General features: G+C 74.3%; 21 protein-coding genes. 3 read left to right on the forward strand and 18 right to left on the reverse strand.

The genetic code is table 11. The annotated features are described in order from the left end of the window. Nucleotides 1-23: 23 nt before the first annotated feature. Nucleotides 24-521: an Lrp/AsnC family transcriptional regulator gene (locus tag ACI789_RS12590; protein WP_456918321.1), complete on the reverse strand. Its 498-nt coding sequence runs from the start codon at nt 519-521 to the stop codon at nt 24-26. After that, nucleotides 496-1641, reverse strand: coding sequence for a M24 family metallopeptidase (locus tag ACI789_RS12595; RefSeq protein WP_457009445.1), 1146 nt, complete (start codon nt 1639-1641; stop codon nt 496-498). The genes ACI789_RS12590 and ACI789_RS12595 overlap by 26 nt, the downstream gene beginning before the upstream one ends. A 66-nt stretch (nt 1642-1707) precedes the next feature. On the opposite strand from ACI789_RS12595, the gene ACI789_RS12600 reads away from it, so the two are divergent. Continuing rightward, nucleotides 1708-2625, forward strand: coding sequence for a 5'-3' exonuclease (locus ACI789_RS12600; protein WP_457009511.1), 918 nt, complete (start codon nt 1708-1710; stop codon nt 2623-2625). Here the strand turns inward: ACI789_RS12600 and ACI789_RS12605 are convergent. The 8 genes from ACI789_RS12605 to ACI789_RS12640 form a co-directional block, all read right to left on the reverse strand. Further along, entirely contained in the window at nt 2622-3233 is a 612-nt protein-coding gene (locus ACI789_RS12605; protein ID WP_457009447.1) for a DUF4333 domain-containing protein, read from the reverse strand. The genes ACI789_RS12600 and ACI789_RS12605 overlap by 4 nt on opposite strands. Before the next feature lie 119 nt (nt 3234-3352). Further along, nucleotides 3353-6199, reverse strand: a complete 2847-nt coding sequence (locus tag ACI789_RS12610) for a DEAD/DEAH box helicase (RefSeq protein ID WP_457009449.1) — start codon at nt 6197-6199, stop codon at nt 3353-3355. A 93-nt stretch (nt 6200-6292) separates the two neighbouring features. Continuing rightward, nucleotides 6293-7180, reverse strand: coding sequence for a diacylglycerol kinase family protein (locus ACI789_RS12615; protein WP_457009451.1), 888 nt, complete (start codon nt 7178-7180; stop codon nt 6293-6295). Nucleotides 7181-7187: 7 nt separating this feature from the next. Beyond that, the gene (tatC, locus tag ACI789_RS12620; protein WP_457009453.1) at nt 7188-8129 is read right to left on the reverse strand and encodes a twin-arginine translocase subunit TatC; all 942 of its coding nucleotides are present in this window, start codon (nt 8127-8129) and stop codon (nt 7188-7190) included. 46 nt (nt 8130-8175) lie between these two features. Beyond that, on the reverse strand, nt 8176-8487 hold the full coding sequence (gene tatA, locus ACI789_RS12625; RefSeq protein WP_456907174.1) for a Sec-independent protein translocase subunit TatA: 312 nt from the start codon (nt 8485-8487) through the stop codon (nt 8176-8178). An 88-nt stretch (nt 8488-8575) separates the two neighbouring features. Continuing rightward, nucleotides 8576-8767 carry a hypothetical protein gene (locus ACI789_RS12630; RefSeq protein ID WP_457009455.1) on the reverse strand — a complete coding sequence of 64 codons (192 nt, stop codon included), beginning with the start codon at nt 8765-8767 and terminating at the stop codon, nt 8576-8578. 9 nt (nt 8768-8776) lie between these two features. Next, entirely contained in the window at nt 8777-9775 is a 999-nt protein-coding gene (locus ACI789_RS12635; RefSeq protein ID WP_457009457.1) for a helix-turn-helix transcriptional regulator, read from the reverse strand. Between the two features lie 38 nt (nt 9776-9813). After that, the gene (locus ACI789_RS12640) at nt 9814-10794 is read right to left on the reverse strand and encodes a helix-turn-helix transcriptional regulator (protein ID WP_457009459.1); all 981 of its coding nucleotides are present in this window, start codon (nt 10792-10794) and stop codon (nt 9814-9816) included. A gap of 111 nt (nt 10795-10905) precedes the next feature. Here ACI789_RS12640 and ACI789_RS12645 point away from each other — a divergent pair, with 111 nt between their 5' ends. Then, nucleotides 10906-12009, forward strand: a complete 1104-nt coding sequence (locus ACI789_RS12645) for a DUF3866 family protein (protein WP_457009461.1) — start codon at nt 10906-10908, stop codon at nt 12007-12009. Between the two features lie 48 nt (nt 12010-12057). Here the strand turns inward: ACI789_RS12645 and pafA are convergent, their stop codons facing one another. The 8 genes from pafA to ACI789_RS12685 all read right to left on the reverse strand — a co-directional run bounded on the left by pafA (nt 12058) and on the right by ACI789_RS12685 (nt 20964). Beyond that, nucleotides 12058-13416, reverse strand: a complete 1359-nt coding sequence (pafA, locus tag ACI789_RS12650) for a Pup--protein ligase (RefSeq protein ID WP_457009463.1) — start codon at nt 13414-13416, stop codon at nt 12058-12060. Between the two features lie 120 nt (nt 13417-13536). Beyond that, nucleotides 13537-14415, reverse strand: a complete 879-nt coding sequence (gene prcA, locus ACI789_RS12655) for a proteasome subunit alpha (RefSeq protein ID WP_457009465.1) — start codon at nt 14413-14415, stop codon at nt 13537-13539. A gap of 5 nt (nt 14416-14420) precedes the next feature. Then, on the reverse strand, nt 14421-15263 hold the full coding sequence (prcB, locus tag ACI789_RS12660) for a proteasome subunit beta (protein WP_457009467.1): 843 nt from the start codon (nt 15261-15263) through the stop codon (nt 14421-14423). A gap of 153 nt (nt 15264-15416) precedes the next feature. Beyond that, nucleotides 15417-15917: an endonuclease VII domain-containing protein gene (locus tag ACI789_RS12665; RefSeq protein ID WP_457009469.1), complete on the reverse strand. Its 501-nt coding sequence runs from the start codon at nt 15915-15917 to the stop codon at nt 15417-15419. Nucleotides 15918-16169: 252 nt separating this feature from the next. Continuing rightward, nucleotides 16170-16379, reverse strand: coding sequence for a ubiquitin-like protein Pup (locus tag ACI789_RS12670; RefSeq protein WP_457009471.1), 210 nt, complete (start codon nt 16377-16379; stop codon nt 16170-16172). Between the two features lie 107 nt (nt 16380-16486). Next, nucleotides 16487-17992 (reverse strand): depupylase/deamidase Dop, encoded by a 1506-nt coding sequence (gene dop / locus ACI789_RS12675; protein WP_456916895.1) that lies wholly within the window; start codon nt 17990-17992, stop codon nt 16487-16489. A gap of 171 nt (nt 17993-18163) precedes the next feature. After that, complete coding sequence (gene arc, locus ACI789_RS12680) at nt 18164-19936, reverse strand: proteasome ATPase (RefSeq protein ID WP_457009474.1); 1773 nt, start codon at nt 19934-19936, stop codon at nt 18164-18166. Nucleotides 19937-20076: 140 nt separating this feature from the next. Further along, on the reverse strand, nt 20077-20964 hold the full coding sequence (locus ACI789_RS12685; RefSeq protein ID WP_457009476.1) for a tRNA (adenine-N1)-methyltransferase: 888 nt from the start codon (nt 20962-20964) through the stop codon (nt 20077-20079). A gap of 82 nt (nt 20965-21046) precedes the next feature. On the opposite strand from ACI789_RS12685, the gene ACI789_RS12690 reads away from it, so the two are divergent. Next, nucleotides 21047-21991, forward strand: coding sequence for a RecB family exonuclease (locus tag ACI789_RS12690; RefSeq protein WP_457009478.1), 945 nt, complete (start codon nt 21047-21049; stop codon nt 21989-21991). Nucleotides 21992-22090 lie beyond the last annotated feature (99 nt).

Raw genomic sequence — 22090 nt, forward strand, 5'->3', positions numbered from 1 at the left:
CCGTGTCCAGTGACGCGCGGGCCCTACAGCGGCGGGCGGTCCTCGTAGAACGTGGACAGCACCACCGTGGTGCGCGTGGTCACGTTCGCCGCCAGCCGGATCTTGTGCAGCAGCACCTCCAGCGCGTCGGGCGAGGGCACCCGCACCTTGAGGATGTAGCTCTCCACCCCGGCCACCGAGTGGCAGGCCTCGATCTCGGTCAGGTGGGCCAGCCGGGACGGCGCGTCGTCGGGCTGCGCGACGTCGATCGGCGTGATCGAGACGAACGCGGTCAGCCCCAGCCCCAGCGACCGGGCGTCGATCTTGGCGTGGTAGCCGGTGATCAGCCCGCGCTGCTCCAGCCGGCGCACCCGCTGGTGCACCGCCGAGACCGACAGCCCGACCCGTTCGGCCAGCTCGGTGTAGCTGGCCCGGCCGTCCCGGGCGAGGGCGGCCAGCAGCGCCCGGTCGACGTCGGCCGACGGGGTGGGCGGGCCGGCGGCGGGGCCGCCGCCGTCAGCCGGCGAGGGTGACGAGGTCACGCGGGCCCTCGTTGAGCGTCGTGACGCCGTCCTCGGTGCAGACGACGATGTCCTCGATGCGGGCGCCGCAGCGGCCGGCGAGGTAGATGCCCGGCTCCACCGAGAACGCCATCCCCGGCACCAGCGGCAGGTCGTTGCCGGCCACGATGTAGGGCGCCTCGTGGGTGTCCAGGCCGATGCCGTGACCGGTCCGGTGGATGAAGTGCTCCCCCCAGCCGGCGGCGGCGATGACGTCGCGGGCGGCGGCGTCGACCTGCTCGGCGGTCACCCCCGGGCGGACGGCGGCGGTCGCGGCGGCCTGCGCCTGCTGCAGCACCCCGTACCACTCGGCGACCTCGGCGCCCGGCGCCCGGCCCACCGCGTAGGTGCGGGTGCAGTCCGACCGGTAGCCGGTGGCGGTCTCCCCGCCGATGTCGACCACGACCAGGTCGCCGTCGGCCACCACCCGGTCGGAGAGCTCGTGGTGCGGGCTGGCGCCGTTGGGGCCGGAGCCGACGATGGTGAAGTCCACGCCGACGTGCCCCTCGGCGAGGATGGCCGCGGCGATGTCGGCGCCGACCTCCGCCTCGGTGCGTCCGACCCGCAGCCACTCCCCCATCCGCGCGTGCACCCGGTCGATCGCGGCGCCGGCCGCGGCCAGCTCGGCGACCTCCGCCGGCGTCTTGACCATGCGCAGCCGGTCGACGACCGGGGCGGCCAGCTCCAGCGCCGCGCCGGGCAGCGCCCGCTGCACGCCCAGGGCGTGCTCGGCCCAGGTCCGCGCGCCGACCGCGACGCGGGCGGGGGCCGCGCCCAGCCGGGCGGTGACCGTCCGCGCCAGCAGGGCGAAGGGGTCGTCGGTCTCGTCCCAGGCCAGGACCTCCAGGCCCAGGCCGCCGGCCGGGCCGGCGTCGACCATCGGCGCCTCCAGCCGGGGCACGACGAGGAACGGCTCCGCGCGGCGGGGCACCACCAGAGCGGTGAGCCGCTCCATCGCGTGGGCGTGGTACCCGCACAGGTAGCGCAGGTCCGAGCCCGGCGTCAGCACCAGCAGGTCGATCCCGAGCTCGGCGGCGACCTCCCGCGCGGTGTGCACGCGGTCGACGGTCACCAGCGGCCCGGACGGGTTCGAGGGGGGCACGGTCGGGAGACTATCCACGAGCACCGGGAGCGTTCCTGACAGTTACCGTGCCGGGTCGTGACGACCATGCTGCTCGACGCGGCCAGCCTCTACTTCCGGGCCTTCTACGGGGTGCCGACCAGCGTGACCTCCCCGGACGGGCGCCCGGTCAACGCCGTCCGCGGGTTCCTGGACATGACCGCCCGGCTGGTCACCGCCCACGCCCCCGAGCGGCTGGTGGCCTGCTGGGACGACGACTGGCGGCCGGCCTTCCGGGTCGAGGCGCTGCCGTCCTACAAGGCGCACCGGGTGGCCGCGGACGGCGGCGAGGAGACGCCCGACGAGCTGGGCCCGCAGGTGCCGGTGCTGGTGGAGGTGCTCGCCGCGGCCGGGATCGCGCGGGTCGGGGCGCCCGGCTACGAGGCCGACGACGTCATCGGCACGCTGGCCGCCCGCGCGGAGGGCCCGGTCGACGTGGTCACCGGGGACCGCGACCTGTTCCAGCTGGTGGACGACGCCCGGCAGGTGCGGGTGCTCTACACCGCGCGGGGCATCGCCGACATCGAGTGCGTCGACGAGGCGGCGGTGACCGCCAAGTACGGCATCCCCGGCCGCGCCTACGCCGACTTCGCCGTGCTGCGCGGGGACCCCAGCGACGGGCTGCCCGGCGTGGCCGGCGTCGGCGCCAAGACCGCCGCGGCGCTGATCTGCGAGTTCGGCGACCTGGCCGGGATCCGGGCGGCCGCGGCGCGCACCGTCGTCGCCAAGGCGCCCCTGACCGCCGCGGTGCTGAAGAAGCTGCACGCCGGGTCGGCCTACCTCGACGCGGCGCCGGTCGTGGTCGCCGTCGCCCGGGACATCGACCTGCCGCCGGTGCAGGACGCGCTGCCGCGGCGGCCGGCCGACCCCGCGGCGCTGGCCGGGCTGGCCGAGGCGCACGGGATCGGCTCCTCGCTCAAGCGGCTGGGCGCCGCGCTGGGCTGGCCGGCCGACGTCCTCCCCTAGACCTCTTCCCAGGTGTAGGCGGCGGTGGCCTCCTCGGTGACCACGAGCCGGAGGGTGACCTCCTCGCCGTCGCTGGTGGTGCCGGTGCACTCGTAGGTGGCGCCCTCCTCGACGACCATCTCGTCGTCGCAGGTGAGGTCCAGCGCGACGCCGTTGACCTGCTCGAACTGCGCGGCGACGTCGCGCTCGACGGCCGACCGGTCCAGGACCGCGGTGCCGAGGAGCCGGGAGAGGACCACGGCCAGGACCAGCAGCGCGACCAGCGCGACCAGGCCGAGGTAGAGGCGGGCGTGCGACTTCTTCGGCGGCGCCGACCCGTACGGCGGCTGCCCCGGCCCGTAGCCGGGCTGGCCGTAGGGCTGCTGCCCGTACGGGCCGGGCTGGCCGTACTGCGGGGCGCCGTAGCCGGGCTGGCCGTACTGCGGGGCGCCGTAGCCGGGCGGCCCGTACTGGCCCGGGGGCTGCTGACCGTGGGGAGGGGGCTGCTGACCGCCGTAGCCGCCGGGCGCGGGGGCGCCGTAGCCGCCGTACTGGCCCGGCTGCTGCCCGTACGGGCCGGGCGGGCCGTAGGGCCCCGGCTGGCCGCCGCCCGGCGGGGGGTTGGTCATCGTCGCTCCTGCTCCTCCGGTCGCCGCCCCGGGACTGCGCGTTCCCGAGCGGGGGAATTGTGCACACAGCGGGTCGCCCGGCGGTGGCCCCGCCGCGAGCCGCGGGGGATGCGGTCCCCTCAGCCGCCCACGGCGACCGCGACCACGCCGCGGCGCACCCGGTCCACCGCCTTGCGCGACGTGGCGGCCACCGTCTCGTCGGCGCTCTTGGCCAGCTGGTCGAGCAGGTCGATCAGCTGCCGCGCCCAGCGCACGAAGTCCCCGCCGGAGAGCTCGGTGCCGGCCTGCTCGGCGCCGGCCAGCACGCGGTCGAGGCTCTGCCCGTCGGCCCACCGGTAGGCGGCCCAGGCGAACCCGAGGTCGAGGTCGCGGCTGGCCGGCACGCCGTGGTCGAGCTCGACGTCCTGCAACCGCGACCGGATGCGGCGCATCTCCCCGATCGCCGCGGCGACCTTGCCGGCCGGGATCGCCGGCTGGCCGGGGGTGTCCCGCCGTGCCTCGAACACCAGCGTGGACACCGCGGCGGCCAGCTCCGCCGGGGTCAGGCCGCGCCAGACCCCGGCCCGCAGGCACTCGGCGACCAGCAGGTCGGCCTCCGACCAGATGCGGGCCAGCCGCCTGCCGTCGTCGGTGACCACCGGGACGTCGTCGGTCGCCGGGACGGCGTCGGTGTCGGCCGGGACCAGCGGCGCCACCTCCGGCACCAGGTACCCCAGCTCCTCGAGGACGTCGCAGGTGCGGTCGAACTGCCGGGTCAGCGAGCCGGTGCGCTCGGCCATCTTCCGGTGGGTGGCCTCGGCCTCCCGGACCGCGCGCAGCCAGCGCTCGGCGGCGCGCACCCGCTCCTCCCGGTCGGGCAGCCCGTGCACCGGGTGGTTGCGCAGCGCGCGGCGCAGGTCGTGGAGCACCGGGTCGTCGGCGGCCGCCGAGCGCGCCTTGACCCGCCGGGCGCCGAGGTCGTTCTCCACCCGGGCGTTGCGCAGGGTGGCGGCGAGGTCGCGGCGGGCGTGCGGGCTGCGGTGGTTGAAGTTCTTCGGCACCCGGACCCGGGCCAGCGCGGTCACCGGCGTCGGGAAGTCGACGGCGCCCAGCCGCCCGGCCCACTTGTCCTCGGTGAGCACCAGCGGGCGCGGCTCGGCGAGGTCGGTGACGCCGGGGTCGAGGACGACGGCCAGGCCCTGCCGCCGTCCGGACGGGACCCGGATGACGTCGCCGGGACGCAGCGCGGCCAGGGCGTCGGTGGCCTCCATCCGCCGCTTGGCCTGGGAGTCGCGGGAGAGCTCCTTCTCCCGCTCGGAGATCTCCTGCCGCAGCGCCGCGTACTCCCCCACGTCGCCGCCCTCGCTGTGCATCTCGGCGGCCCATCGCTCGGCGTCCTTCTCGTGCCGGGCGGCCGCGCGGGCCAGCCCCACCACCGAGCGGTCGGCCTGGAACTGGGCGAAGGAGGAGGCCAGCAGCTCGCGGGCGCGGGCCCGGCCGAACGAGCCGACCAGGTTGACGGCCATGTTGTAGCTGGGCCGGAACGACGAGCGCAGCGGATAGGTGCGGGTGGAGGCCAGCCCGGCCACCACCGACGGGTCCATGCCCGGGGCCCACACGACCACCGCGTGCCCCTCGACGTCGATGCCGCGGCGGCCGGCGCGGCCGGTGAGCTGGGTGTACTCCCCTGGCGTGACGTCGACGTGCGCCTCGCCGTTCCACTTGACCAGCCGCTCGAGGACGACGGTGCGGGCGGGCATGTTGATGCCCAGGGCCAGGGTCTCGGTGGCGAAGACGGCCTTGACCAGGCCGCGGACGAAGCACTCCTCGACGGTCTCCTTGAACGCCGGGACCAGGCCGGCGTGGTGGGCGGCGAGACCGGCCAGCAGGCCCTCCCGCCACTCCCAGAAGCCCAGGACGTGCAGGTCCTCCTCGGGCAGCGAGCCGGTGCGCTCGTCGATGATCGCGGCGATCTCCGAGCGCTCCCGCTCGTCGGTGAGCCGCAGCCCCGCGCGCAGGCACTGGTCGACGGCGGCGTCGCAGCCGTTGCGGCTGAACACGAAGGTGATCGCCGGCAACAGGCCGGCGCGGTCGAGCCGCTCGATCACGTCCGGGCGGGCCGGCGGCCGGTAGCGCGGCTTGTGCCAGTCGCGGTCCCGGCGCGAGCCCCCGTTCCCGCCGCCCCAGCTGTCCAGCCGCCGCTCGTGCTCGCGCACGTACCGCACCAGCTCGGGGTCGACGACGCTGGCGCCGCGCTCCCGGGTGGACAGCCCGCGCGGGGTCTCGCCCTGCTCGGCGGCGTGCGCGGCCGGGCGCAGGCTGAACAGGTCGAACACCCGGTTGCCGACCAGCATGTGCTGCCACAGCGGGATCGGCCGGACCTCGCTGACCACGACCTTCGTGTGGCCGCGGACGGTGACCAGCCAGTCGGCGAACTCCTCGGCGTTGCTCACGGTGGCCGACAGCGACACCAGGGTCACCGACTGCGGGAGGTGGATGATCACCTCCTCCCAGACCGCGCCGCGGAAGCGGTCGGCCAGGTAGTGCACCTCGTCCATGACGACGTAGCCGAGGCCGTCGATCGCCGGGGACTCCGCGTAGAGCATGTTGCGCAGCACCTCGGTGGTCATCACGACCACGGGGGCGTCACCGTTGATGGCGTTGTCGCCGGTGAGCAGGCCGACCTTCGCCTCGCCGTAGCGCTCGACCAGGTCGTTGTACTTCTGGTTGGACAGCGCCTTGATCGGCGTCGTGTAGAACGCCTTGCGCCCCTCGGCCAGCGCCTTGTGGACGGCGAACTCGCCGACGACGGTCTTGCCCGCCCCGGTCGGCGCGCAGACCAGCACACCCGCGCCCTGGTCGAGGGCCTCGCAGGCCTCCACCTGGAACGGGTCGAGGGAGAACCCCAGGTCGGCGGTGAAGTCGGCCAGCGTGGGGTGGGCGCTGCGCCGCCGGGCAGCCGCGTACCGCTCAGCGGGGCTGGACATGACTCCACAGTAAGGACCTCCCTGCTCCCCACCACTCGCAGGCTCGCGGCGGGCCCCTGCAGGGAGGCCATCGCGCTCAGGAGGCCGTCGGGCTCAGCGGCGGCCGCTGCCCAGCACCCGCAGCGCACCCGGCACGCAGGTGCTCACCGCGGGCAGCGGGGCGACCGGCTCGCCGTCGGCGTAGGTGGTCAGCCCCTCCCCCGCCAGCTCCACCCGGGCGGCCCGGTGCACGCTGACGGCCGGGTGCTCGACGTGGGTGCCGGCGGTCAGCCGCGGCCGGGTGGCCACCAGCTGGCGCCGGCTGACCGGGCCGACGACGGTGACGTCGAAGGCCCCGTCGGCGGGGTCGGCGGCCGGGCACACCCGCATGCCCCCGCCGTACCAGGGCGTGTTGCCGACGGCGACCAGCGTGACCGGCAGGGTGCGCGCGGCGCCGTCGAGGACGACGGTCAGCTCGCGGGGGCGCAGCCGGGCCAGCTCGGCGAGGATCGCCACGTCGTAGCGGCGCGGCCCGCGCGGCCACCGCAACCGCTCGGCCCGGGCGGTCACCGCCGAGTCGAAGCCGCAGCACAGCACGGTGGCCCACCACCGGCCGCCGGTGCGCCCGGCGTCGAGGGCGCGCACCCGCCCGCCGCGCAGGTCCTCGGCGGCGGCCCGCGCCGCGGCGACCGGGTCGCGCGGCGTGCCGAGGGCCAGCGCGAGGTCGTTGCCCGTCCCCGCCGGGACGACGGCCAGCGGGGTCGGCGTGCCCGCCACCGCCTGCAGGGCCGCGTGCGCCGCGCCGTCCCCGCCGACGGCCACCACCGCCGCCGTGCCCGCGGCCACCGCGGCGGCGGCCTGCTGCTCGGCGGCCGCGCGGCTGGCGGCCGGCAGCACCGCCGGGTGCAGCCCGCCTGCGCGCAGCGCGTCGAGCACGGCGGCGGTGGCCGCGCGGGCGCGGCCCCGCCCGGCCGCCGGGCTCACCAGGACGGCGACGTCCACCCGGGGTTCAGCGGCGGGAGCGGGCGCCCGGGCCGTCGACCGGCGCGTTGGCGTCGTCGGCGCGCTGCAGGTCGTCGAACGGCGTGGGCGCGGCGTCGAGCCGCGACGGGCTCGCGTCCAGCGGGGAGGCCTCGTCGTCGCCGAGGTCGTGGAAGTGCTCGGCCGCCGCCCGCTTGGCCCGCCGCCGGTCGACGAAGCGGGCGATCTGGATCGCCGCCTCGAACAGCACGATCATCGGCCCGGCCATCAGGAGCATGGTGAACGGGTCCTGGGTGGGCGTGACGAACGCGGCGAAGACGATGGTGAGGAAGAAGATCCAGCGCCGGCTCTTGCGCAGCACCTCGTAGGACAGGACGCCGACCAGGTTGAGCGCGACGGCGACCAGCGGCACCTCGAAGCTGACCCCGAAGGCGACCAGCAGGGAGAGCACGAAGCCGATGTAGTCCTGCGCGGTCAACGCCACGACCACGCCGTCGCCGGCCAGGCTCAGCAGCAGCTCCAGGCCCGCGGACAGCGAGACGTAGGCCAGCACCGCGCCGAGGGCGAACAGCGTCGTCGACACCGCGACGAAGGTGATCCCGTACCGCTTCTCGTTGCGCCTGAGGCCCGGGGTGATGAACGCCCACAGCTGGTAGAGCCACACCGGCGCCGACAGCACCGCGCCGGCCAGCAGGCTGACCTTGAGCCGGATGAAGACCCCGCCGAAGACGTCGGTGATCAGCAGCCCGCAGGCGTCGTCGGCACCCTGCCCGAAGCGCAGGTTCCCGGGCAGCCCGCAGTACGGCGCGCGGATGAAGTCCCCCAGGCCGTGCCCGTACCACCAGAAGGCGAACGCGGACGCCAGCAGCAGCGCCAGCAGCGCCTTGGCGATCCGGTTGCGCAGCTCGGTGAGGTGCGCGATGAGCGACATGGTCGCCTCGGGGTCCCGCGGGCGACGGCGTCGCCGCACGCGGGGACGGTGCAGCCCCTGCTCGCTCATCGTGGTGCCGGAGGGGTCAGCGGGAGGTGTCGCTCTGCTGCGCGGCGCGGGCCCGCAGCTCGGCGGCCCGGGCCTCGGCGGCCCGCGCCTCGGCCTCGAGGGCGGTGGCGTCGGGGCCGGCCGGCGGCAGCACCTCGCCGCGCACCGGGGTGGTGCGGGCGGCGTCCTTGGTGCGGACGTCGTCGTCCTTCATGCCCTTCATCTCGCCCTTGAAGATGCGCAGCGAGCGGCCCAGCGAGCGCGAGGCGTCCGGCAGCTTCTTGTAGCCGAAGAGCAGCAGGATGGCCAGGATGATCAGGCCGATCTCCAGGGGGCCGAGTCCGGCCATGTCGTCCTCCAGGTTCACAGGTGGCAGCCACGATGCTACGTGCGGATCCGGCCTCCGCCTCCCCCGTAACCGGGGGGTCGCCGGGAATTCAGCCGCGGCCGGCGACGTCCCCGGCGCGCGCCGCGGTGGCCTGCACCTCGGTGAGCACCGGCTGCAGCTCGGCCTGCAAGGCGGCGACCTCGCGGCCGAACCGCCGCAGCGCCCCGAGCAGGCCGAACGCGAGGATCCCGAGGACGACGACGGCGAGCACGGCGGCGGTGATCCAGACGACGAGCAGCACGCGGCGACCCTATCCGCCGTCGCCGGGAGCCGGCTGTGCGTCGGCTGCGTACCGGGCGAGCGCGGCGCGGGCGTCGGCGGCGACCTGCGCGGCCAGCTCGGCGGGCTCGTCGACGGTCGCCGCGCCGCCGAGGCTGGCCACCAACCGCCGGGCCCAGGCGACGTCCGCCGTCCGGACGGCGACCGCCAGCCCGCCGGGCGGGTCGTCGACCTCCCGCACGTCCTCGACCGGGTAGTACTCGGCCACCCAGCGGGCGTTGCGGGCCAGCCGCAGGCGGACCACCGGCGACCCGGGCTCGGGCTGGTACAGGCCGGCGTCGACGTCGCGCAGGTGCACGTCCGGCGGCGGCGCGGCGGGCTCGTCGAGGATCTCGACGTCGTCGATCCGGTCCAGGCGGAACAGCCGGACGCCGGCGACCTCCCGCGACCACGCCTCCAGGTACCAGCGGCCGTCGACCAGCAGCAGCCGCAGCGGGTCGACGACGCGCTCGGTCCGCTCGTCGCGAGTGGGCACGTAGTAGTGCAGGTGCAGCGCGCGCTTGCGCTCCAGCCCCTCCCGGACGACGGCCAGCGCCTGCTCGCGGGCGTCGACCGACAGCGCCACCGGGGTGACCCGATCACCGGCGTGCCCGGCGGCCGCCGACACCTTGGCCAGCGCCCGGCTGACCGCCTCCTGCTCGGCCAGGCCGGGCAGCTCCAGCAGCGTCCGCAGCGCCACCACCAGGGCGACCGCCTCGTCGGTGGTCAGCCGCAGCGGCCGGACCATGCCCGCGGTGAAGGTGACCCGCACCCGGTCGCCCTCGAAGGCCAGGTCGATGAGGTCGCCGGGGCCGTAGCCGGGCAGGCCGCACATCCACAGCAGCTCCAGGTCGCGGCGCAGCTGCCGCTCCGGGACGCCGAAGTCGCGGGCCACCTCGGCCAGCGGCACGCCCTCGGGCCGGGCGGTGAGGTACGGGACGAGGGACAGCAGCCGGGTCATCCGCTCCGTCGTCGTCGGCGCGCTGGTCATGCCACCGTCCTCATGCCATCGCCCTCATGCCATCGCCCTCATGCCATCGCCGCCAGCCGGGTCAGCCGCTCGACGACGGCCCGCCGCACCTCGGCGGGCGCCTCCACCACCACGTCGGCGCCGTAGGCGGCCAGCTCGCCGGCCAGCCGCATCGGCTCGGTGGTGCGCAGCTGCAGCCGGTCCCAGTCCTCGCCGCCGCCGCCCTCCGCCGGACCGAGCGGGGTGGCGTGCCGGCGCAGCCCGATCGCCGCGCCGGGCCGCGCCCGCACCACCACCAGCTGCTCCTCGCCGCCGGACTGCCCGGCCACCATCGCCGCCAGGTCGACGTCCTCCGGCGGCTCGAAGGCACCGGCCGGGCCGACCGCCCGCGGCGTGCCCACCACCCGGGAGAGCCGGAACACCCGCGGCGCCCGCCGGTCGAGGTCGAGCCCGCCCAGGTACCAGCGGCCGTGCCAGGCCACCACGCCCCACGGCTGCACGTGCCGGCGGGCCGGGGCGTCCTCGTCGGGCCGGCGGTAGTCGAACTCCAGCGCCCGCCGGTCGCGGGCGGCGGCGTAGCAGGGCTCGAAGGCCGGCTCGTCGGAGTCCAGCCGCGGCCGCAGCGGCAGCGCCCGGCCGGTGTCGACGTCCACCCCGGCGGCCTTGAGCTTGACCAGCGCGCTCTGCGCCGCACCCGCCAGCTGCGCGGACTCCCACAGCCGCAGCGCCAGGCCGACCGCGGCGGCCTCCTCGCCGGTGAGGGTGATCTCGGGCAGCTCGTAGTCGGCGCGGGCGATGCGGTAGCCGTCCTCAGTGTCGAAGACGCTGGTGCGGCCGGTCTCCAGCGGCACGCCCATCTCGCGCAGCTCGGCCTTGTCCCGCTCGAACATCCGCTTGAACGCCTCGTCGGCGCGGGCGGTGCCGTCGTCGGGCTCGTAGCCGGGCACGGTGGCCCGGATCCGCGCCGCGGTCACGTACTGCCTGGTCCCGAGCAGGGCGATGACCAGGTTGACCAGCCGCTCCGCCCGCTTCGCCGCCACGCGCCCAGGCTAGTCATGGTCCGCCGGGGCGGGAGGGCGGGCGGAGTGCACCGCGGCCGGACGGGCTCGACCAGCACGGCGACCTGCGAGCGGGCTGACTAGCCTGCCCGCGTGGGGGAAGCGACTTCGACGCAGCAGCGGATCCGGTGGCGACGCGGCACGGTGACCGCGCTGGGGCGGTCCTGGCGGGACGCCCAGGAGCTCACCGTGCAGGTCCCGGAGGACGGTGAGGTGCGGGCGCTGGCGCACCCGTCGCTGGTCGGGGTGCCCGAGGTCGGGGACGCGGTGCTGCTCAACACCACCGCCTGGGCGCAGCGCCTGGGCACCGGCGGGTACGCCCTGGTCGTCGCCGTCCCCGACCGGCTCCCGCCGGACCCGGCCGGCCCCGGGCACCTGGTCAAGGCCCGGTACACGCCGATGCAGGTGACCGTGCAGGGCGTCGACGAGCAGGAGACCGGGTCCCACGAGACCATCGCCGAGGCCGAGGACCTGGGGGGCATGCCCGTGGTCGTCGCGGACCTGCACTCGGCGCTGCCCGCGGTGCTGATCGGCGTCCTGGCCACCGACCCGGACCTGAAGGTCGCCTACGTCATGACCGACGGCGGGGCGCTGGTGGCCGGGTTCTCCCGCACGCTCTCGGCGCTGACGCCGTCGCTGGCCGGGACGGTCACCGTGGGCCAGGCCTTCGGCGGGGACGTCGAGGCGGTCACCCTGCACACCGGGCTGCTCGCGGCCAGGCACGTGCTCGCCGCCGACGTGGCGATCGTGACGCAGGGCCCGGGCAACCTCGGCACCGGGACCCCCTGGGGCTTCTCCGGGGTGGCCGCCGGCGAGGCGTGCAACGCGGTGTCCGTGCTCGGGGGGACGGCGGTCGGCGCGCTGCGGATCTCCGACGCCGACCTGCGGCCGCGACACCGCGGCGTCTCCCACCACTCGCTGACCGCGTTCGGGCGGGTGGCCCTGGCCGGGGTGACCCTGGTGGCGCCGCGCGGGCTCGGGTCGGAGCTGGGCGGGCAGGTCGAGGAGGACCTCGCCGGCCAACCCGAGCGCAACCCGGTCGTGTGGATGGACGTCGACGGGCTGGAGGAGGCGCTCGGCCTCTCCCCGGTGCCGCTGTCGACCATGGGCCGCGGCTGGCCCGAGGAGCGCGCCTACTTCCTCGCCGCGGCCGCCGCTGGCCGGTACGCCGCGCTGCAGGTGCCCGTGGAGGAGTGAGCGGAGTGCCCGGGCGCGGTTTCCGCGCCCGTGGCACTCCGCTCGACCTCACATGCTCGCGATGAGCTTGTCGACGCGCTCGTCGACGGCCTTGAACGGGTCCTTGCACAGCACGGTGCGCTGGGCCTGGTCGTTGAGCTTGAGGTGCACCCAGTCGACGGTGAAGTCGCGGCGCTTCTCCTGGGCCCGGCGGATGAACTCCCCGCGCAGCCGGGCGCGGGTGGTCTGCGGCGGCACGTTCTTGGCCTCGAAGACCCGCGGCTCGTGGGCCACCCGGTCGACCTGGTTGTTGCGCTCGAGCAGGTAGTACAGGCCCCGCCGGCGGCTGATGTCGTGGTAGGCGAGGTCCATCTGGGCGATCCGCGGGTGCGACAGCGGCAGGTCCCGCTTCGCCCGGTAGCGCTCGATCATCGTGTACTTGGTGGCCCAGTCGATCTCGCGGTCGATCAGCGACAGGTCGCCGGAGTCGACGGCCTTGAGCACCCGGCCCCACAACTCGAGCATCTGCCGGTGCACCGGGCCGAAGCCCTCGCGGTCGACGAACTCCGCGGCGCGGCTGTGGTACTCGGACTGGATCTCCAGTGCCGACATCTCCCGGCCGTTGGCCAGCCGCACCTTGCGCCGCCCGGTCATGTCGTGGCTGATCTCGCGGATGGCCCGGATCGGGTTCTCCAGCGCCATGTCCTTGATCGGGACGCCGGCCTCGATCATCCGCAGCACCAGGTCGGTGATCGCGACCTTGAGCAGCGTCGTCGTCTCGTTCATGTTGGAGTCACCGACGATGACGTGCAGCCGCCGGTAGCGCTCGGCGTCGGCGTGCGGCTCGTCGCGGGTGTTGATGATCGGCCGGGAGCGCGTGGTGGCCGACGAGACGCCCTCCCAGATGTGCTCGGCCCGCTGGCTGACGCAGTAGATGGCGCCGCGCGGGGTCTGCAGCACCTTGCCGGCGCCGACGACGATCTGCCGGCTGACCAGGAACGGGATCAGCACGTCGGCCAGCCGGCTGAACTCCCCGTGCCGGCCGACCAGGTAGTTCTCGTGGCAGCCGTAGCTGTTGCCGGCCGAGTCGGTGTTGTTCTTGAACAGGTAGATGTCGCCGGTGACGCCCTCCTCGGCCAGCCGCTGCTCGGCGTCGACCAGCAGCCCCTCGAGGATCCGCTCGCCGGCCTTGTCGTGGACGACCAGCTCGGTGAGGTCGTCGCACTCGGCGGTGGCGTACTCCGGGTGGCTGCCCACGTCGAGGTAGAGCCGGGAGCCGTTGCGCAGGAACACGTTGGAGCTGCGCCCCCACGACACCACGCGGCGGAACAGGTAGCGGGCGACCTCGTCCGGGGACAGCCGGCGCTGCCCGCGGAAGGTGCACGTGACGCCGTACTCGGTCTCGATGCCGAAGATCCGTCGTTCCACGATCCGACTCTAGGCGCCGAGGCCGACCCTGGCCCGGTCGCCGCGCGCGGCTCCTCCCGCCGCTCGTCCAGCCGCCGCGGGGCCGCCGCCCCGGGGCTGCGAGGGGCGGGAGGAGCTCCCTCAGGTCGTGGGCGCCTCTCCCCCGCTGCCCGCGGTGCCGCCGGTGTCCGGCGCGCTCGGCTCGCCGAGGCCGGCGGGCGTGCCGGGGGCGGGCGTGCTGGGGGCGTGCGAGGCGGTGTGCGGCTCCTCGGCGGACTCGACGGCGGTCTCGGCGGCGGCGGCGTCGCCGCGGTCGAGCAGCGTGCGCAGCGCGGCGCCGACGACCCGCCGGAAGGCACGCTTGGGCCGGCGACGGTCGAGGACGGCGACCTCGAGCTGCTCGGCGCTCAGCAGCGACGGACCGCCGCCGTTGCTGCCGCTGGTGGCCGGGCTGACCGCCGACAACGCCCGGACGCCGACCTGTAGCGCGTCGGCCAGGCTCATGCCGGGGAGGTAGTGCTCCCGCAGGTGGGCGCTCACCGCCTCGGCCTGGCCGCCCATGACCACGAAGTCGGGCTCGTCGACGACCGAGCCGTCGAAGGTGAGCCGGTAGAGCTGGTCGGTCTCCGGGGTGTCGCCGACCTCGGCCACGCACAGCTCCACCTCGTAGGGCTTCATCTGCTGCGTGAAGATCTCGCCGAGGGTCTGCGCGTAGGCGTTGGCGATCACCCGGCCGGTGACGTCGCGCCGGTTGTAGGAGTACCCGCGGACGTCGGCCAGCCGCACGCCGGCGACCCGCAGGCTCTCGAACTCGCTGTACCGGCCGACGGCGGCGAAGCCGATCCGGTCGTAGAGCTCGCCGACCTTGTGCAGCGTGGAGCTGGGGTTCTCGGCGATGAACAGCACGCCGTCGGCGTAGGTGACCACGGCGACGCTGCGGCCGCGGGAGATGCCCTTGCGGGCGTACTCCGAGCGGTCGCGCATCAGCTGCTCGGGCGAGGCGTAGTACGGCATGGTCATGGCGATCAGCCCTGCCCCTCGGCGGCGGCCCGCTCGTCGACGATGGTCTTGGCGACGGCGGCGACCTCGTCGTCGGTCAGCCGGACGGCGCCCTCGGCGTCGACCCGGTAGACGATCGGGTAGAGCCGGCGCACCGGGTCGGGGCCCCCGGTCGCGGAGTCGTCGTCGGCGGCGTCGTAGAGGGCCTCGATCAGGCTGCGGGTGGCGGTCTCGCCGTCCTGACCCGGCCGCCACGTCTTCTTCAGCGAGTTGCGGGCGAACAGCGACCCCGAGCCCACCGCGGCGTAGCCACGTTCCTCGTAGTTCCCGCCGGTGACGTCGTAGCTGAAGATGCGGCCCGGGGTGGCGTCGGGCGGGGCGTCGAGGTCGAACCCGGCGAACAGCGGGACGACGGCCAGGCCCTGCAGGGCCGCGCCGAGGTTGCCGCGGATCATCTGCGCCAGCCGGTTGGCCTTGCCGTCCAGCGACAGCGTCAGCCCCTCGATCTTCTCGTAGTGCTCGAGCTCGACCTGGTAGAGCTTGACCATCTCGATGGCGATGCCGGCGGCCCCGGCGATGCCGATGACCGACCAGGTGTCGGCCGGGTAGACCTTCTCGATGTCCCGGCTGGAGATCAGGTTGCCCATGGTGGCGCGCCGGTCGCCGCCCATGAGGACGCCGCCCTCGTAGGTGACCGCGACGATCGTCGTGCCGTGCGGGGTGATGTCACCGACCGGGACCTGCGGCACCGGGCGCCGGCCCGGCAGCAGGTCGGGGGCGGTGACCGCGAGGAAGTCGGTGAACGAGGAGCCCACCCGGTCCAGGTAGGCGGGCGGGAACCCGCTCCGGCCAGCTGACGACTCGTTCACCCGTCCGCCTCTCCCGCCGCAGCGCGGCGTCGATCGTCGTGTCGCTGGGGACCCTACCGGCGGCTCGACGGGGCGGCTGTCCGCCTCGGGCGAACGCGTCGCACGTCACCGTGCCGTCCTTGCGACGGGGCGACTCGGACTGGCTCGGTGCGGTCAGCCGTCGGTTCGCATCGCCAGCCACCGGACGTATCCCGGACTGCGCCGGCGGTCGCGTGAACCGTTGGGGCGCCGTTCACCGGCCGGGGCACCGGGGCGCAGGCCGGCTCCCTGTCCATCGTTGACACCAGTCAGACGACTCCGGTGCCGCTCGACGTACCCCGCGGCCGCGCGGAGGACGTCCGGGTCGTCCTTGAACTGCCCGAGCCCACCGTTGCAGTTGAAGCAGAGCAGTTCTCGCACGCGGCCGGTCTCGTGGTCGTGGTCGACGTGCGCGGCTGAAGCGGTGTTGCAGATGGCGCAGAGCCCGTCCTGGGCTTCGAGCATCAGATCGGCCTCGGCAGCCGAGATGCCGTACCGGCGGCTGAGGTGGTAGGTCCGCGAGCCGCCAATCTTCTCTCTCGATGCCTTGCCCCGAGCGTTGTGACAGGGCAGGCAGTAGGTGGCGCGCCCCGTGCGCGAGGCAGTCGTTCGAGGGAACTGCTCGAGCGGTAGCACGGAGTCGCAGTCAGGGCACCACTTGTGACCATCCGGAACCGTGAGGCCAGGCGGGGTGAACCGGTGCGTGCGCGGTTCGACGCGACGGGCCTCACGGCTCCGAGCGGCGCGCTCCGAGAGGTGGACACGGCAGTAGAACGCCAACCCGTCCCGAGATCTCCTGTTCCGGCTGAACTCGGACACGGGCCGGTGACTCCCGCAGTCGCGGCAGAACTTCGTGTCCACGAGCATGTCAGACCAAGATGATCTTGGTCACTGGCCGCCTTTTTGTACGTAGCTACGGACGAATTCTTCTGCATTCTCCTCGAGCACCTCGTCGATCTCGTCGAGGATCGAGTCGACGTCCTCGGTCATCTCCTTGTGGCGCTCGGCGACCTCGGTGTCGACCGAGGCCTCGACCTCCTCGGTCTCCTCGCGGGTGCGCGTCGTGCGCTGCTGACCGCCGGTGTCCCTCGTGGCCATGGCTGCCTCCAGGTCGGTGCGTGGCTGGTGCTGTGAGCAGAAGTTACCCGCGGGGGGTGACGAACGGGTGTCGACCGCGGGCCGCCGGGGACGGCCCGCGGAGGGGCTCAGCCGCCGGTGATGGTGTCGACCAGCTCCTGCGCCGAGGACGTCGACTCGAACAGCGCGCCCACGTGGTCGCGGGTGCCGCGCAACGGCTCCATGGTCGGGATCCGCACCAGGTTCTCCCGGCCGAGGTCGAACACCACCGAGTCCCAGGACGCGGCCGCCACCTGGGCGGGGTAACGGCGCAGGCACTCGCCCCGGAAGAACGCCCGGGTGTCGGTCGGCGGGCGCAGCATCGCGCGGGTCACCTCGTCGTCGTCGAGCAGCCGCCGCATCGAGCCGCGGGCCACCAGCCGGTGGTAGAGCCCCTTCTCCGGCCGGACGTCGGAGTACTGCAGGTCCACCAGGTGCAGCCGGGAGTCGCCCCAGCCCAGCCCGTCGCGGGAGCGGTAGCCCTCCAGCAGCCGCAGCTTCGCGGGCCAGTCCAGCCGGTCGGCGCACCGCATCGGGTCGACGGCGAGGTCCTCGAGCACCTCGGCCCAGCGGCGCAGCACGTCGGCGGTCTGCTCGTCGGCCTCCCCGGTGCGGTCGACGTGCCGCTGCGCCATCTCCAGGTAGGCCTCCTGCACCTCCAGCGCGGTCATCCGCCGCCCGTCGCGCAACTTCACCTGGTGGGTCAGCGACGGGTCGTGGCTGATCGCCTGCAGCGCCTCCACCGGCTCCTCGAGGGAGAGGTCCTGGGTGAGCGTCCGCGCCTCGATCATCGCCAGCACCAGCGACGTCGTCCCGACCTTGAGGTAGGTGGACAGCTCGGCGAGGTTGGCGTCACCGATGATCACGTGCAGCCGGCGGTACTTGTCGGCGTCGGCGTGCGGCTCGTCGCGGGTGTTGATGATCGGCCGCTTGAGCGTCGTCTCCAGGCCCACCTCGACCTCGAAGAAGTCGGCCCGCTGGGAGAGCTGGAAGCCCTGGGTGCGCCCCTCGGTGCCGATGCCCACCCGGCCGGAGCCGGCGACGACCTGGCGGGTCACGAAGAACGGGATGAGCCCGCGGATGATGTCCAGGAACGGCGTGCGCCGGTCCATCAGGTAGTTCTCGTGGGCGCCGTACGAGGCGCCCTTGCCGTCGGTGTTGTTCTTGTACAGCTGGATCGGCTGGGTGCCCGGGATGCGCGCGGCCCGCCGGGCGGCCTCGGCCATCACCTGCTCCCCCGCCTTGTCCCACAGGACGACGTCGCGCGGGTTGGTGACCTCCGGCGTCGAGTACTCGGGGTGGGCGTGGTCGACGTAGAGCCGCGCGCCGTTGGTGAGGATGACGTTGGCCATCCCCGAGTCCTCGTCCAGGTCGTTGTGGTCGAGGGCCTGCGCCGGCGAGAGGTCGAACCCGCGCGCGTCGCGCAGCGGCGACTCCTCCTCGAAGTCCCAGCGCGGGCGGCGCGGCGCCGGCGCCTCGGCCACCGCCCAGGCGTTGACCACCTGGCTGGACAGGGTGGTCGGGTTCGCCGTCGGCTGCCCGGGCACCGAGATGCCGTACTCGACCTCGGTGCCCATGACCCGCCGCACGCTCATGCACCAACCCTAGGCCGCGCTGCCGACACCGTCCGGGACCACCTCCGCGGCACGGACGACGACGGCCCGGCCCCCGTGGAGAACGGGGACCGGGCCTCGTGACGTGCCGGGGCGGCCCTGCTGCAGGGGCCCACGCCGGGCGTGCGAGGCGTGGGCGGCAGCAGGGTCCTCCTACAGGTACTGGCCGGTGTTGGTCGCGGTGTCGATCGCGCGGCCGGACTCGGTGCCCTTGCCGCTGATGAGCGTGCGGATGTACACGATCCGCTCGCCCTTCTTGCCCGAGATCCGCGCCCAGTCGTCGGGGTTGGTGGTGTTGGGCAGGTCCTCGTTCTCCTTGAACTCGTCGAGGCAGGCCGCCATCAGGTGACCGACCCGCAGACCGCCGCCGGGGCCGGCCTCCAGGCGCTCCTTGATCGCCATCTTCTTGGCGCGGTCGACGATGTTCTGCAGCATCGCGCCGGAGTTGAAGTCCTTGAAGTACAGGACTTCCTTGTCGCCGTTGGCGTAGGTCACCTCGAGGAAGCGGTTCTCCTCGCTCTCGGTGTACATGCGCTCGACGGTGCGCTGGATCATCCCGGCGATCGTGGCCTCGCGGCTGCCGCCGTGCTCGGCGAGGTCGTCGGGGTGGATCGGCAGCGAGGTGGTCAGGTACTTGCTGAAGATGTCGCGGGCGGCCTCCGCGTCCGGCCGCTCGATCTTGATCTTCACGTCCAGCCGGCCCGGCCGCAGGATCGCCGGGTCGATCATGTCCTCCCGGTTGGAGGCGCCGATGACGATGACGTTCTCCAGGCCCTCGACGCCGTCGATCTCGCTGAGCAGCTGGGGCACGATCGTGCTCTCGACGTCGGAGGACACGCCGGACCCGCGGGTGCGGAAGATCGAGTCCATCTCGTCGAAGAAGACGATGACCGGCGTCCCCTCGCTGGCCTTCTCCCGCGCCCGCTGGAACACCAGCCGGATGTGCCGCTCGGTCTCCCCGACGTACTTGTTCAACAGCTCGGGGCCCTTGATGTTGAGGAAGTAGGACTTCGCCTGCCCCTCCCCCTTCACCGAGGCGACCTTCTTGGCCAGCGAGTTGGCGACCGCCTTGGCGATCAGCGTCTTGCCGCAGCCGGGCGGGCCGTAGAGCAGGATGCCCTTGGGCGGGCGCAGCTCGAACTCGCGGAACAGGTCGGCGTGCAGGAACGGCAGCTCGACGGCGTCCCGGATCTGCTCGATCTGCCGGGCCAGGCCGCCGATGTCGCCGTAGTCGATGTCGGGGACCTCCTCGAGGATGAGCTCCTCGACCTCGCTCTTGGGGATCCGCTCGTAGACGTAGCCCGAGCGGGTCTCCAGCAGCAGCGAGTCGCCGCTGCGCAGCGGCTGGCCGGTCAGCGAGTCGGCGAGGTAGACCACCCGCTCCTCGTCGGTGTGCCCGATGACCAGCGCGCGCGGCGTCACGCCGTCGATCGGCTCGAGCAGCTCCTTGAGCATGACGATGTCGCCGGCGCGCTCGAAACCGCACGCCTCGACGACGTTCATCGCCTCGTTGAGCATCACCTCCTGGCCGTGCTGCAGCGCGTCGACCTCCACCGCCGGGGAGACCGAGACGCGCAGCTTGCGGCCGCCGGTGAAGACGTCGACCGTGCCGTCCTCGTGGCGGGCGAGGAAGACGCCGTAGCCCGACGGTGGCTGGCCGAGCCGGTCCACCTCCTCCTTGAGCGTCACCAGCTGCTCGCGCGCCTCGCGCAGCGTGGCGGCCAGCTTGTCGTTGCGCTCGGAGAGGAAGGCCGCGCGGCCCTCCGCCTCGGCGATCCGCTCCTCCAACGCCCGCACCTGCCGGGGGCTCTCGGCCACCTTGCGACGCAGCAGCCCGATCTCCTCCTCCAGGTAGGAGATCTGGCTGAGCAGCGCAGAGACGTCACGTTCACGCCGCGCTCGGAACTCGTCGGGACCCAGGCCCATCGCGCACCTCCGCACACATCGGGAGAGCCAGGAGGCAAATCTATACACGCCCGGCGACAGCCTGCCGGGGGCTCACGGGCACCCCGGTCACGAGGAGGGAACAGCTGGGTTGCGAATCGTCCCAGGCGCCCCGCCCGGGGTCATCCCTTCTGCGCGCGCCGCTGCCGGACGGGGGCGACGACGCCCTCCGCGAGCCGCCGCGCGGTCACCAGGAAGGCCGTGTGCGCGACCATCCGGTGCTCGGGCCGGACGGCCAGCCCGACGGCGTGCCAGGGGCGCAGCAGCGTCTCCCAGGCGTGCGGCTCGGTCCACACCCCCTGGGCGCGCAGCGCCTCCACGAACGTCGACAGCTGGGTGGCGGTCGCGACGTACCCGACCAGCACCCCGCCGGGCCGCAGCGCCGCGGCCACGGTGGGCAGCACCGCCCACGGCTCGAGCATGTCCAGGACGACGCGGTCGACCACCTCCTCGGCGGGGTGCTCGGCGAGGTCGCCGAGGCGCAGCGACCAGGTCGGCGGCACCTCGCCGAAGAACGCCCCGACGTTGGCCCGGGCGACGTCGGCGAAGTCCTCCCGCCGCTCGTAGCTGGTGACGCTCCCCCGCTCCCCCACCGCGCGCAGCAGCGAGCAGGTCAGCGCCCCGGACCCGGCGCCGGCCTCCAGCACCCGCATGCCCGGGCCGACGTCGCCGAACCCGACGATCTGGGCGGCGTCCTTCGGGTAGATGACCTGCGCTCCGCGCGGCATGGACAGCACGAAGTCGGCCAGCAGCGGGCGGAACGCCAGGTAGCCGGTGTTGGCCGTGGAGTGGACGACGGAGCCCTCGGGGGCGCCGATGAGGTCGTCGTGCGCGATCGCGCCCCGGTGGGTGTGGAACTGCTTGCCCGGCTCCAGGACGACGGTGTGCAGCCGGCCCTTGGGATCGGTGAGCTGGACCCGGTCGCCGGCGACGAACGCGCCCGGCACCGGTGCGGGGGCCGGGGTCGCGGCGGGCTCGTCGGGGGTCTCGGGGGTCTGCTGCACGTCCACGGGCGGCCAGCCTACGGAGCCACCGTCGGCGTCCCGGCGCGCGCACTCGGAACTGTCGGTGGGCCCGCCTAGCCTCGAGGGCATGACGACGGCGACGGTTCCCGCGCAGCCGGCCGAGGCGGCCGCTGCCCCTTCCCCGGACTCGCCCGTCGAACCGACGGCGACCCCGCGCCGCCCCTCGCTCTCCCCGAGCCGGGCGGCGGACTTCAAGACCTGTCCCCTGCTCTACCGGTTCCGCACCATCGACCGGCTCCCCGAGCGCAAGAGCCTGGCCGCCGTGCGCGGCACGCTGGTGCACACGGTGCTCGAGAAGCTCTACGACCTGCCCGCCCGGCAGCGCACCCCCGCGGCCGCCCGCGAGCTGGTCGCCCCGGCGTGGGAGGAACTGCGGGCCGATCCCGAGGTCGCCGAGCTGTTCGCCGAGGGCGGCGCGGCCGACGACGCACCGGCCGGGCAGTCCCTGGAGGCGTGGCTGGCGTCGGCCGGCACGCTGGTGGAGACCTACTTCTCCCTGGAGGACCCGTCGCGCATCGAGCCGGACGGCCGGGAGCAGCTGGTCGAGGTCACCCTGCCCGACGGGCTGCTGCTGCGCGGCTACGTCGACCGGCTCGACGTCGCGCCCAACGGCGCGCTGCGGGTGGTCGACTACAAGACCGGCTCGATGCCCCGCGAGGCCTTCGAGGCCAAGGCCCTGTTCCAGATGAAGTTCTACGCGCTGGTGCTGTGGCGCACCCGGGGCGTGGTGGCCAGCCAGCTCAAGCTGCTCTACCTCGGCGACGGCGACGCGCTGACCTACGCGCCGGACGAGGGAGAGCTGGTCCGCTTCGAGCGCACCCTCCAGGCCATCTGGGCGGCGATCGAGCGCGCGGTGGCCACCGGAGACTTCCGGCCCAACCGGACGCGGCTGTGCGACTGGTGCGACCACCAGGCGCTGTGCCCGTCCTTCGGCGGCACTCCCCCGCCGTTCCCGGCGGAGGCCGCCGCCGCGGCCGGCTGGCACACCCTGCCGATCGTCGAGCGCGACTGAACCGTCGGCCCTCGGCCCGGAGGTCGCCGTCGACGCGCTCGACGAGGGGACGGCCGGGGGCCCCTTCCGCTGACCGGTCCTGCGGTCGACAGTGGGCGG

The sequence above is a fragment of the Geodermatophilus sp. SYSU D00965 genome (assembly GCF_054050075.1).

Coding starts and splice junctions, on each gene's coding strand:
- ACI789_RS12600 (WP_457009511.1), top strand. CDS start 1,708: ATGCTGCTCGACGCGGCCAGCCTCTACTTCCGGGCCTTCTACGGGGTG.
- ACI789_RS12605 (WP_457009447.1), bottom strand. CDS start 3,233: ATGACCAACCCCCCGCCGGGCGGCGGCCAGCCGGGGCCCTACGGCCCG.
- ACI789_RS12610 (WP_457009449.1), bottom strand. CDS start 6,199: ATGTCCAGCCCCGCTGAGCGGTACGCGGCTGCCCGGCGGCGCAGCGCC.
- tatA (WP_456907174.1), bottom strand. CDS start 8,487: ATGGCCGGACTCGGCCCCCTGGAGATCGGCCTGATCATCCTGGCCATC.
- ACI789_RS12635 (WP_457009457.1), bottom strand. CDS start 9,775: ATGACCAGCGCGCCGACGACGACGGAGCGGATGACCCGGCTGCTGTCC.
- prcA (WP_457009465.1), bottom strand. CDS start 14,415: ATGACCATGCCGTACTACGCCTCGCCCGAGCAGCTGATGCGCGACCGC.
- ACI789_RS12670 (WP_457009471.1), bottom strand. CDS start 16,379: ATGGCCACGAGGGACACCGGCGGTCAGCAGCGCACGACGCGCACCCGC.
- dop (WP_456916895.1), bottom strand. CDS start 17,992: ATGAGCGTGCGGCGGGTCATGGGCACCGAGGTCGAGTACGGCATCTCG.
- arc (WP_457009474.1), bottom strand. CDS start 19,936: ATGGGCCTGGGTCCCGACGAGTTCCGAGCGCGGCGTGAACGTGACGTC.
- ACI789_RS12690 (WP_457009478.1), top strand. CDS start 21,047: ATGACGACGGCGACGGTTCCCGCGCAGCCGGCCGAGGCGGCCGCTGCC.